The following is a 9,765-nucleotide window of genomic DNA, read 5'->3' on the forward strand; positions in this document are numbered from 1 at the left end:
CCAGCCTTGGATGCGCTCAGGAGTTGCCTGAGCCCAAACCCGCGGTGCGGTTTTTCGCCCGGCTGGCGCGCACCACGAATTGCAGGCGACGCAAGGCGCGCAGCACGTCGGCCAGATGCTTGCGGTCGCGCACCTGCACGACGAAGCGCAGCTCGGTGGTGGCCTGCTGCGTGTCTTCGTCCATGGTGACGTGGGCGATGTCGCTGTCGTGCTCGCTGATGGCGGCCGCCACGCGGGCGAGCACGCCTTTGGTGTTTTGCACAATCACGCTCAGGCCGGTTTCGAAAGGCCGGGTGCATTCTTCCGCCCAGCTCAGATCGATCCAGCGGTCCGGGTCTTTCTGGAACAGGCGCCGTGCGATGTCGCAGTCTTGCTGATGCACGATCAGGCCTTCGCCCTTGCCCAGATAGCCGATGATGGCGTCGCCCGGAATGGGACGGCAGCAGGTGGCGTAGCGCACCGAGATGCCTTCGCTGCCGTCAAGCTGCAACGAGGTCTGGGCGTCGTGGGTGGCACGGCTTTCCAGACGTTCGATGGTGTCGAGCAAGGGCGCGGACAGCGCGTCCTGCGGGGAGACGAGCGCCACCACGCGCTTGGCCAGAATGTCGGCCACGCGCTTGCCCAGGCCGATGTCGGCGTACAGATCGTCGCGCGACTTGAAGCCCGTCCAGCGCAGCAGTTTGTCCCACACGGCGTCGTCGAGCGTGAGCAGATCGAGATGCTCGTGCCGCAGCGCGCTTTGCAACAGACGACGGCCCAATTCGACCGACTCGGCCTGCTGCGTGGTGCGCAGCGCGTGTCGAATCTTGGAACGCGCCCGCCCGGTGCGCACGAAGCTCAGCCAGCTCGGATTGGGGCGCGAGGCCGGCGCGGTGATGATCTCCACCACATCGCCGCTGCGCAACTCGGTGCGCAAGGGCACGAGCGCGTTGTTCACCTTGGCCGCCACCGTCTGGTCGCCCAGATTGGTGTGAATGGCATAGGCAAAATCGACCGGCGTGGCGCCGCGCGGCAGCGCCAGAATGCGCGACTTGGGCGTGAACACATAGACCGCGTCGGGCGCCAGATCGACCTTGACAGTTTCGAGAAAATCGGCCCAGTCGCGGTTCTCGGTCTGGATGTCCAGCAGCGATTGCAGCCAGGCATTGGTTTGCGCCTGCTGCGGGGTCGGCTTGTCTTCCGGTGTTTTGTAGAGCCAATGGGCGGCCACCCCGCTTTCGGCAATGCGGTGCATCGCCTCGGTACGGATCTGAAATTCGACGGGATTGCCGTTCGGCCCGATCAGCGTGGTGTGCAGCGACTGGTAACCATTGGCCTTGGGGATGGCGATGTAGTCCTCGAACTTGCCCGGCATGGGCTTATACAGACTGTGAAGCACGCCCAGCGCCCGGTAGCAGTCGAGCACATCGGGCACCAGCACGCGAAAGCCGAAAATGTCTTGAATATGCGCAAAGCTCAGGTGCTTGCTGCGCATCTTGCGATAGATGGAATACAGCGTTTTTTCGCGGCCGAACAACTGCGAGGGCACTTGCGCCTCGTTCAGTGCCGCCTGCGCAGCCGCCAGAATCTTTTCCACCAAACCGTGCCGATTGCCACGGGCAGCCAGTACGGCGCGCGACAGCACGGCGTAGCGGTTGGGGTGGCTGTTGGCAAAGCCCAGGTCCTGCAGTTCGCGGTAAACGAGATTGAGCCCGAGACGGTGCGCGATGGGCGCGTAAATGTCCATCGTCTCGCGCGAAATGCGCACGCGCTTGCTCGCGGCCATCGCCCCGAGAGTGCGCATATTGTGGAGACGATCGGCGAGCTTGACGAGGATGACGCGAATGTCGCGCGCCATCGCCAGCAGCATTTTGCGAAAGCTCTCCGACTGGTTTTCCTCGCGGTTGGAGAACTGCAGCTTGTCGAGCTTGGTCAGCCCATCCACCAGATCGGCCACGGTGCTGCCGAAATGCTCGATGAGTTCGGCCTGGGTGATGCCCTTGTCTTCTGCGGTGTCGTGAAGCAGCGCGGCCATGATGGCCTGGGTGTCGAGCTTCCAGTCGGCGCAGAGCTCGGCAACCGCCACGGGATGAGAAATGTAGGGCTCGCCGCTGGCGCGGTATTGCCCGAGATGCGCCGCATCGGCGAAGCGGTAAGCCTCGCGGATTCTTTGCAGATCGGCTTCGGGGAGGTAGGCCTGAAGTTTGTCGAGCAGACTGGCCAGACTCACGCAGACGTGCCGGGTTGCAGCCGGCTCATCGCCAGTCGCGATCGCCGCAGGCTCGGGCTCGGCCGTGGCATTTTTAGACCGCGCGCGCGGTCGCTTGATTGTGGCAACCTGATCCGCAGCAGGCACAGCCAGATCCGTGACCGAGGCTTTCGGATCGGGCGTGGCGGTGTGGCTGCTGGGCATTTTGAAATCAGGTGGGTACTTTTTTGAGCATCTCAATACCGGTCAGGCCCGCGGCGATTTCGCGCAGGGCGGTGACGGCGGGTTTGTCTTTCGATTCCAGCTTGGGCGAATGACCTTGCTCCAGCATGCGGGCGCGGTAAGTGGCGGCCAACACGAGCTGGAAGCGGTTGGGGATTTTTTCCAGGCAGTCTTCAACAGTAATGCGAGCCATGATGTCAGAGTTCCAGTTCAAAGGATGCCGAGGGCGCGAAAAACCTCGGGATGGGAAAGGCGTTGCGCGGCATAGCGTAGCCGCTGCGCGGCGACGACTTGCTTGAGATCGCGCAAGGCGTGCGTAAAGTCTTGATTCACAATTATAAAGTCGAAGTTCTTCGCCTGCGCCAACTCGATGCGGGCTTCACGCAGACGCTGCTCGATGACCTCGGGCGCGTCTTCCGCGCGGCGGGTGAGCCGTTGCCGCAGTTCCTCGAACGAGGGCGGCAGGATGAAGATGCTCACCGCATTGTCGAATTGCTTGCGCACCTGCGCCGCGCCCTGCCAGTCGATTTCGAGCAGCACGTCCATGCCGTCGGCCATGCGGCTTTCCAGCCAGCGCTTGGAGGTGCCGTAGCGGTTGCCGTGCACCTCGGCCCATTCGAGAAATTCGCCTGCGTCGATGCGGCGCTGAAATTCGGGGTTGTCGATGAAGACGTAATGCACGCCATCGACCTCGGCGCCCCGAGGCGCGCGCGTGGTGCAAGACACCGAGAGCTGGATGCCCGAGTCCTCGGCGAGCAAGGCGTTGACGAGGCTGGATTTGCCCGCCCCACTGGGGGCGGCGACGACAAACAGGTTTCCGGGAAACTGGGAGGACACGTGGCAGCCTGATTTATTCGATGTTCTGCACCTGCTCGCGCATCTGCTCGATCAGGACCTTGAGTTCGAGCGCAATTTCGCTGAGTTCGAGCGCGGCGGATTTGGAGCCCAGCGTGTTGGCCTCCCGGTGCAGCTCCTGGATGAGAAAGTCCAGCCGCTTGCCCAACTCGCCGCCCTGGGCGAGCAGATCGCGCAGGGTTTGCAGGTGGGCCTGAAGGCGGTCGAGCTCTTCGGCCACGTCGATGCGAATGGCAAAACTGGCGGCTTCCTGCAGGCGACGGTCGTTGAGCGTTTCGACGCTGGTCTCGGCGCCGGTCAAAGCCGCCAGCGCTTCTTCCCAGCGGGCGGTGAACCGCGCTTGCTGGCGCTCCACCGCGAGGGGCACGATTTCGCGCGCCCGGGCGGCATATCGACCGATCTGTTCGATGCGATCGAGCAACAGAGTGCGCAGACGGTCGCCTTCGAGCGCGCGCGCCGCGACCAGCGCGGTCAGGGCCTGCTGGGTGGCCAGGCTGGCGACCTGCGCGATTTCGGCAGCGTCGGCATGATCTTCCTGCGCGCTGCCGATGAAGCGCAGCACTTCACCGACCGAGAGCGGGGCGAGGTGCGGCGCCAGGGCGCGCAAGGCGGTATCGAAAGCCAGCAGCGGCGCGGCGGCGCTGGCGTCGGGCATGGCGGGCGCGCTTTGCGGCGCTTCGAAAACCGCGCGGCAGTCGATCTTGCCGCGGCGCAGCGTCTGGGTGATGGATTGCCGCATGGCGGCTTCCGCACCCCGCAGTTCTTCGGGCAGCCGGAAGGCGATGTCGAGAAAGCGGCTGTTGACCGAGCGCAACTCGATATGGATCTTGGCTCCGCTCGAGAGTTGTGCACTATTTTGGCCGTAGCCGGTCATGCTATAAATTGGCTTCAATCGCATCCCCTTTGCGCGTATTTTTCCACACTCCTTTCGCCGGTAGGCTGCTAGCCTTCGTTTTCATGGCCACCTCGTCCAAATCCAAACCCGCCCCACTCGCTCCTGAATCGCAAGTGGGCGGCTACCGCATTGTGCGCAAGGTCGCCAGCGGCGGTTTCGGTGTGGTGTATCTGGCACTGAGCTCCGATGGGCAGAAAGTGGCCATCAAGGAGTACCTGCCGGCCTCGCTGGTGGAGCGGGGGCCGGGCGAGTCGAGCCCGGTGGTGCCACCCGACAAACTCGCGCTCTACCGTCTGGGCCTGAAGAGTTTTTTTGAGGAAGGCCGCTCGCTGGCGCAGATCTCGCATCCCAGCGTGGTCAGCGTGCTCAACTTTTTTCGAGAAAACGACACGGTGTATATGGTGATGAATTATCTGGAGGGCGCCTCGCTCCAGGAGTTCGTCATCACCGCAAGAGAACTCAAGCGCAAGAAGATTTTTCGCGAGTCGACCATCCGCTCGCTGTTCGATGACATCCTGCAAGGCTTGCGCGTGGTGCATCAGCACAAGATGCTGCACCTCGACATCAAGCCGGCGAACGTGTTCATCACCGATGACAACAAGCCCATCCTGATCGATTTCGGCGCGGCGCGCGAAGTGCTCAACCAGCAGGACAAGCGCTTTCGCCCGATGTATACGCCTGGTTTTGCGGCCCCCGAGATGTACAAGCGTGAGGGGGCGTTCGGCCCGTGGACCGATATTTATGCCGTCGGCGCCTGCATCTACGCCTGCATGACGGGCTACCCGCCTTACGAAGCACCGCAGCGGCTGGAGAAAGACCGGCTGCAGGCCCAGCTCTCCAAGCTGCGAGGCGTGTATTCAGACAATCTGATCGAGATCGTGGAGTGGTGCATGGCGCTGGACGCCATGGCGCGTCCGCAAAGCGTGTTCAATCTGCAGCGCGAACTGGGTGCGGAAAACGCGCGGCGCTACACCAATCTGACCATGGGCGAGAAGCTCCGGCTGCACATTGACGAATTGGTGAACGATACCAAGTCGCAAGTACAGAAAGTGCGGGATGTCACCCGGTTTGGCTCGCCCGTCCAGGCGGTGCAAACTCCGGGGCCTGAGCAGGGCAAAGCAGCCGCGAGGGAGAAGAATTGAAGTTTTCGGTGTACCAGGTGAGCCGCCGCGGCGGTCGTGCGACCAACCAGGATCGCATGGGCTATTGCTACACGCGCGAAAGCGCCTTGTTCGCTCTGGCCGATGGTTTGGGGGGGCACCCGCGTGGCGATGTGGCGGCGCAACTGGCGCTGCAGACCATTGCCAATCTGTTCCAGCAAGAAGCGCGGCCGCGTCTGCGCGACCCGCAGGAATTTCTGCGACGTTCGATTTTTCGGGCGCATGAGCAAGTCCAGCGTTATGCGCAAGAAAGCGGGTTAACCGATTCGCCGCGCACGACGGTGGTGGTCTGTGTGCTGCAAAACGGCGCTGCGCACTGGGCGCATGTGGGCGATTCGCGGCTGTATTTCATGCGTAACGGCGCCATGCTCACACGCACCCGTGATCACTCGCATGTGGAGCAGAAACACAAAAAAGATCAGCCTAGCGGCCTCTCTTTGCTGCAACCAGACGGCCCGACGCGAAACATGCTGTTCACCTGCCTGGGATCGGGGCAGCTGCCCATGATCGAGGTGGGTTTGCCGCAGGCCATGCGGCGGGGCGACATCGTGCTGCTGTGTTCCGACGGGCTATGGGGGCAGATCCCCGAATCGGTTCTGGTGCGGCAGTTCGGCCAGCAGGTGCTCTCCGATGCGGTGCCCGAGGTGGTGGAAATGGCGCTGCGTCAAGGCGGCGCCGACTCAGACAACGTCACCGCCCTGGGCGTCGAATGGGAGGCCGATCCCGAAGAGCTGGAAACCTCTCTGCGCATTGAAACCGAGAGCATGCAAAGAGGTGGGTTCAAGTCCACCATCCAGAGCGAGCTGGCTGATCTGCAGGTCGAAGAAATGAACGACGCGGATATCGAACGTTCAATCGCTGAAATCAACGCCGCCATCCGCCAGGGTGCGGCGCGTAAATAACGTTTCCCCTACCGATTACTTCCATGCAAAACACCCCTCCTGCGCGAGAAGGTCGCGGGCTTTCGGCGCTGCGCGCGATTGCCATCGAACGTCATTTCACCCGTCATGCCGAAGGTTCCGTGCTAGTGGCTTTTGGGCATACCCGTGTGCTGTGCACCGCCTCGGTTGAAGAGCGCGTGCCGCCGCACAAGCGGGGCAGCGGGCAGGGCTGGGTCACGGCGGAATATGGCATGCTGCCCAGGGCGACGCACACGCGCGGTGAGCGCGAAGCCAAGCGCGGCAAGCAGCAGGGTCGTACCGAGGAGATCCAGCGCCTCATCGGCCGATCGCTGCGCGCCGTGTTCGATTTTTCAGCCCTGGGTGAGCGGCAGATCACGCTCGACTGTGATGTGTTGCAGGCCGACGGCGGCACGCGCACCGCGGCCATCACGGGCGCCGCCGTGGCCGCGTGGGATGCCTGTCAGTGGCTCATGGCGCAGGGCCGCATCCCGCAGAACCCAATGCGTCAGTTGGTTGCCGCCGTCTCGGTCGGCCTGCTGGGCGACGATTACCGCCTCGATCTCGACTACGCCGAAGACAGCCAGTGCGATACCGACATGAACGTGGTGGGCACGGCCGACGGGGCGCTGATCGAAGTGCAGGGCACGGCCGAGGGCGCGCCGTTTTCGCGGCAGCAGCTCGACGGCATGATCGACCTGGCGCAACGCGGCATCGCCGAACTCGTCGCGCTGCAAAGACAGGCGCTGGAGATCTGACGGTGGCGGCGCCGACGTCTGCAACTTGGCGGATCGTGCTGGCGTCCGGCAATCCGGGCAAGCTCGCCGAGCTCTCGGCCTTGCTGGCGCCGCTGGGGTGCCAGGTGCAGACCCAAGGCGAATTTCATCTGGCCGAGGCCGAAGAGCCGCATCCCACCTTTGTCGAAAATGCGCTGGCCAAGGCGCGTCACGCCAGCTTTCACACCGGCCTTCCCGCACTGGCCGACGATTCGGGTCTTTGTGTGGAAGCGCTCGGTGGACTGCCGGGCGTGCGCTCGGCCCGCTTCGCGCCGCAGGTCGAGGGGCCTCGGGCCGAACAGGACGCCGCCAACAACCGTTTGCTGTTGAAACAGATGGAGGGCCAGACCCTGCGCCTGGCGCGCTTTGTGAGCATCGTGGTGGCGTTGCGCCATGCGGCCGATCCCGAGCCGCTCATCGTTCGCGGCGAACTGATCGGGCAGATCGGGCACGCGGCGCAAGGGCAAGGCGGTTTCGGCTACGACCCCTTGTTCGTGCTCGCGGATGGCCGCACCCTGGCGCAATGTGACGCGCAGGAGAAAAATCGCATCAGTCACCGCGGTCAAGCTCTGCAAACCCTGCTGCCTCTGCTGCGCACGCATTGGGGCTGGACGGCGGCGGCGTCAGAGCGCCCCCAGGGCTGGGCAACCCCCACCCCAACCCTCCCCACAAGTGGAGAGGGAGTGATCTCACCTCCCCCACGTCGTGGGGGAGGTCGGAATGGGGACGGCCCAGCGTTTCCTTGAGCATGACGTCTGGGCTTGCGTGAATCAAAAGCACATTCCAATCGTTGACCGCAGCGCCGCATCCGGCCCGGCCATCGATGCGGCGCCACAGCGTGCAGCGCAATCGCTGCCGCACTACATGCGGCCCGGCACCTTGCAATTCAGCGCGCTGCCGCCCCTCAGTCTTTATGTGCATCTGCCGTGGTGTCTCAAAAAGTGCCCCTATTGCGATTTCAATTCGCATGAGTGGCGCGCCGGTGGGTCGATTCCCGAGCAGGCCTACTTGGCTGCGCTTCGCGCCGATCTCGATGCGGCGCTGCCCCTGGTGTGGGGGCGGCGCGTCATCTCCGTCTTCATCGGAGGCGGCACGCCCAGTCTGTTCTCGCCCGAGGCCATCGACCAGTTGATCACCGACGTGCGCGCCCGATTGCCCCTCGTCGCCGATGCCGAAATCACGCTGGAGGCCAACCCGGGCACCTTCGAACGAGATCGGTTTGCGGCGTTCGCACAGGCGGGCGTCAACCGCCTGTCCATCGGCGTGCAGAGTTTCGACGACGACCGCCTGCGCGCGCTCGGCCGCGTGCACGATGCGCGCCAGGCGCACGACGCGGTGGCCGAGGCCGCGCGCCACTTCGCCAGCTTCAATCTCGACCTGATGTTCGCCTTGCCTCAGCAAGACATGCCGGGCTGCAAGGCCGACGTCCACGAAGCGCTGGCGCACCAGCCGCCGCATCTCTCGCTCTATCAGCTCACGCTCGAACCCAACACCCTTTTCGCCCGCCACCCACCCCCACTGCCCGACGACGATCTGACCGCCGACATGCAGCATGCCGTGGCCGATCTGGCGGAGGTCGCCGGGCTGCAGCGCTACGAAGTCTCCGCTTACGCCGCGCCCGGGCACCGCTGTCGCCACAACCTCAACTACTGGCAATTCGGCGACTACGTCGGTATCGGCGCTGGCGCTCATTCCAAGCTCACTTTTGCGCATCGCATCGTGCGTCAGACCCGCTGGCGCCATCCCCAGCGCTACATGGAGCAGGCCGCGCAAGGCCTTGCCGTCGAAACCGAGGTCGAGGTATCGCGCAGCGACTTGCCGTTTGAATTCATGCTCAACGCCCTGCGTCTGCGCGAAGGCGTGCGCGTCGAACTTTTTGCCCAGCGCACCGGCCTGCCACCCTCGGCCATCGAAAAGCCCCTGCAAGCCGCACAGGGCAAAGGTTTGCTGGTCGGTGATGCCGATGTTCTGCGAACGACCCCGCTCGGATTCGACATGCTCAACAACGCACTCGAACTGTTCCTGCCCCGATCAAGTCGCGTCGCGCCCAGATAGAATACGCGGCTTGGCCCAGCGGTAGGGCTGATCAACAGGAAGCGTGGCAGAGTGGTCGATTGCACCGGTCTTGAAAACCGGCAACGGGCAACCGTTCGTGAGTTCGAATCTCACCGCTTCCGCCAGCTCATAGAACTAATCCCCTATTTCAAAGGCGGACAGAAGGCTCCATTGCTCGCGCGATTGAAGAAAAGCTGTCAGCGCGGCATGGCATCCGGCGTGTCAGGACAGACCCGGAAAATTTCCGGGTCTAGCAGCCGGAGATTCCCGCGACCTTGCCGCCGAGAAGTCTGACTTTGGTTCGGGCGAAACCTACGAAGCGGCCTAGCGCGCCGTTGACCTCCAGGAGGAACGCGTCGTCGTCTTCGCCGGGTGACTTGCCGCTGACCACAATCGGGTCGATGAGGTCGCGGTAGTCGTCGGGTTTGATGCGCGGCTCAAGCCGTTGCAGGCGGGTTTCAAGAGTTTTGGTCACAGGTCACAATTCCAATGCTTCGATGCGCGCCTCCAGTCGGCAGTTTGATGCCCGCGAATCAGGATTTGAAGCAAGGATGCTGAAAAATTCAAATTTGGAGGGAACCGTTGCGAATGTGCGTAGAGTATTTCAGCAGCCTATTCGTATGGTCGCCAGTGTCAACTGCTGCATGAAGATGCTTTACAAGAACTCAGATCGATCGGGTGATGCGCAGTGGCAAGGCGCGGCGATGAATCAAGC

At 63.3% G+C, this 9,765-nt stretch carries 11 protein-coding genes and 1 tRNA gene; 7 read left to right on the top strand and 5 right to left on the bottom strand.

Features of this window, described 5'->3' with window-relative positions:
- Positions 1 to 16: 16 nt before the first annotated feature.
- From ABT24_RS10905 to ABT24_RS10920, 4 genes are read right to left on the bottom strand one after another with little or no spacing between them, the layout of a single operon-like run.
- Positions 17 to 2,392 carry a RelA/SpoT family protein gene (locus ABT24_RS10905; RefSeq protein ID WP_276730243.1) on the bottom strand — a complete coding sequence of 792 codons (2,376 nt, stop codon included), beginning with the start codon at positions 2,390 to 2,392 and terminating at the stop codon, positions 17 to 19.
- Between the two features lie 7 nt (positions 2,393 to 2,399).
- Positions 2,400 to 2,603, bottom strand: a complete 204-nt coding sequence (gene rpoZ, locus ABT24_RS10910; RefSeq protein WP_013107045.1) for a DNA-directed RNA polymerase subunit omega — start codon at positions 2,601 to 2,603, stop codon at positions 2,400 to 2,402.
- A gap of 17 nt (positions 2,604 to 2,620) precedes the next feature.
- Positions 2,621 to 3,247, bottom strand: coding sequence for a guanylate kinase (gene gmk, locus ABT24_RS10915; RefSeq protein WP_013107046.1), 627 nt, complete (start codon positions 3,245 to 3,247; stop codon positions 2,621 to 2,623).
- A 13-nt stretch (positions 3,248 to 3,260) separates the two neighbouring features.
- The gene (locus tag ABT24_RS10920; protein ID WP_276730238.1) at positions 3,261 to 4,139 is read right to left on the bottom strand and encodes a YicC/YloC family endoribonuclease; all 879 of its coding nucleotides are present in this window, start codon (positions 4,137 to 4,139) and stop codon (positions 3,261 to 3,263) included.
- 83 nt (positions 4,140 to 4,222) lie between these two features.
- On the opposite strand from ABT24_RS10920, the gene ABT24_RS10925 reads away from it, so the two are divergent.
- The 6 genes from ABT24_RS10925 (at position 4,223) to ABT24_RS10950 (ending at position 9,175) form a co-directional block, all read left to right on the top strand.
- On the top strand, positions 4,223 to 5,302 hold the full coding sequence (locus ABT24_RS10925; protein ID WP_276709338.1) for a serine/threonine protein kinase: 1,080 nt from the start codon (positions 4,223 to 4,225) through the stop codon (positions 5,300 to 5,302).
- Positions 5,299 to 6,222 carry a PP2C family protein-serine/threonine phosphatase gene (locus tag ABT24_RS10930; RefSeq protein ID WP_276730234.1) on the top strand — a complete coding sequence of 308 codons (924 nt, stop codon included), beginning with the start codon at positions 5,299 to 5,301 and terminating at the stop codon, positions 6,220 to 6,222. The genes ABT24_RS10925 and ABT24_RS10930 overlap by 4 nt, the downstream gene beginning before the upstream one ends.
- 23 nt (positions 6,223 to 6,245) lie before the next feature.
- Positions 6,246 to 6,977 (top strand): ribonuclease PH, encoded by a 732-nt coding sequence (rph, locus tag ABT24_RS10935; RefSeq protein WP_013107050.1) that lies wholly within the window; start codon positions 6,246 to 6,248, stop codon positions 6,975 to 6,977.
- 2 nt (positions 6,978 to 6,979) lie between these two features.
- The gene (gene rdgB / locus ABT24_RS10940; RefSeq protein ID WP_276730232.1) at positions 6,980 to 7,741 is read left to right on the top strand and encodes an RdgB/HAM1 family non-canonical purine NTP pyrophosphatase; all 762 of its coding nucleotides are present in this window, start codon (positions 6,980 to 6,982) and stop codon (positions 7,739 to 7,741) included.
- A complete protein-coding gene (gene hemW / locus ABT24_RS10945) occupies positions 7,716 to 9,050 on the top strand; it encodes a radical SAM family heme chaperone HemW (RefSeq protein ID WP_502689014.1) in 1,335 nt (444 codons plus the stop codon). The genes rdgB and hemW overlap by 26 nt, the downstream gene beginning before the upstream one ends.
- A 37-nt stretch (positions 9,051 to 9,087) precedes the next feature.
- Positions 9,088 to 9,175: transfer RNA gene (locus ABT24_RS10950), tRNA-Ser, on the top strand.
- 125 nt (positions 9,176 to 9,300) lie between these two features.
- On the opposite strand, the gene ABT24_RS10955 is transcribed toward ABT24_RS10950, so the two are convergent.
- A complete protein-coding gene (locus ABT24_RS10955) occupies positions 9,301 to 9,525 on the bottom strand; it encodes a hypothetical protein (protein WP_276710598.1) in 225 nt (74 codons plus the stop codon).
- Positions 9,526 to 9,547: 22 nt separating this feature from the next.
- Here ABT24_RS10955 and ABT24_RS10960 point away from each other — a divergent pair.
- Positions 9,548 to 9,765: hypothetical protein (locus ABT24_RS10960; RefSeq protein WP_286737819.1), on the top strand; the 218-nt coding region annotated here is incomplete at its 3' end.

Origin of the sequence: Thiomonas sp. SCN 64-16 (assembly GCF_001725585.1) — a bacterium.
GTDB lineage: Bacteria > Pseudomonadota > Gammaproteobacteria > Burkholderiales > Burkholderiaceae_C > Thiomonas > Thiomonas arsenitoxydans.

Bases quoted from the DNA above. Each gene is read 5' to 3' on its own strand.
- ABT24_RS10905 (WP_276730243.1), bottom strand. From the start codon at position 2,392: ATGCCCAGCAGCCACACCGCCACGCCCGATCCGAAAGCCTCGGTCACG.
- rpoZ (WP_013107045.1), bottom strand. From the start codon at position 2,603: ATGGCTCGCATTACTGTTGAAGACTGCCTGGAAAAAATCCCCAACCGC.
- ABT24_RS10920 (WP_276730238.1), bottom strand. From the start codon at position 4,139: ATGACCGGCTACGGCCAAAATAGTGCACAACTCTCGAGCGGAGCCAAG.
- ABT24_RS10925 (WP_276709338.1), top strand. From the start codon at position 4,223: ATGGCCACCTCGTCCAAATCCAAACCCGCCCCACTCGCTCCTGAATCG.
- rph (WP_013107050.1), top strand. From the start codon at position 6,246: ATGCAAAACACCCCTCCTGCGCGAGAAGGTCGCGGGCTTTCGGCGCTG.
- hemW (WP_502689014.1), top strand. From the start codon at position 7,716: ATGGGGACGGCCCAGCGTTTCCTTGAGCATGACGTCTGGGCTTGCGTG.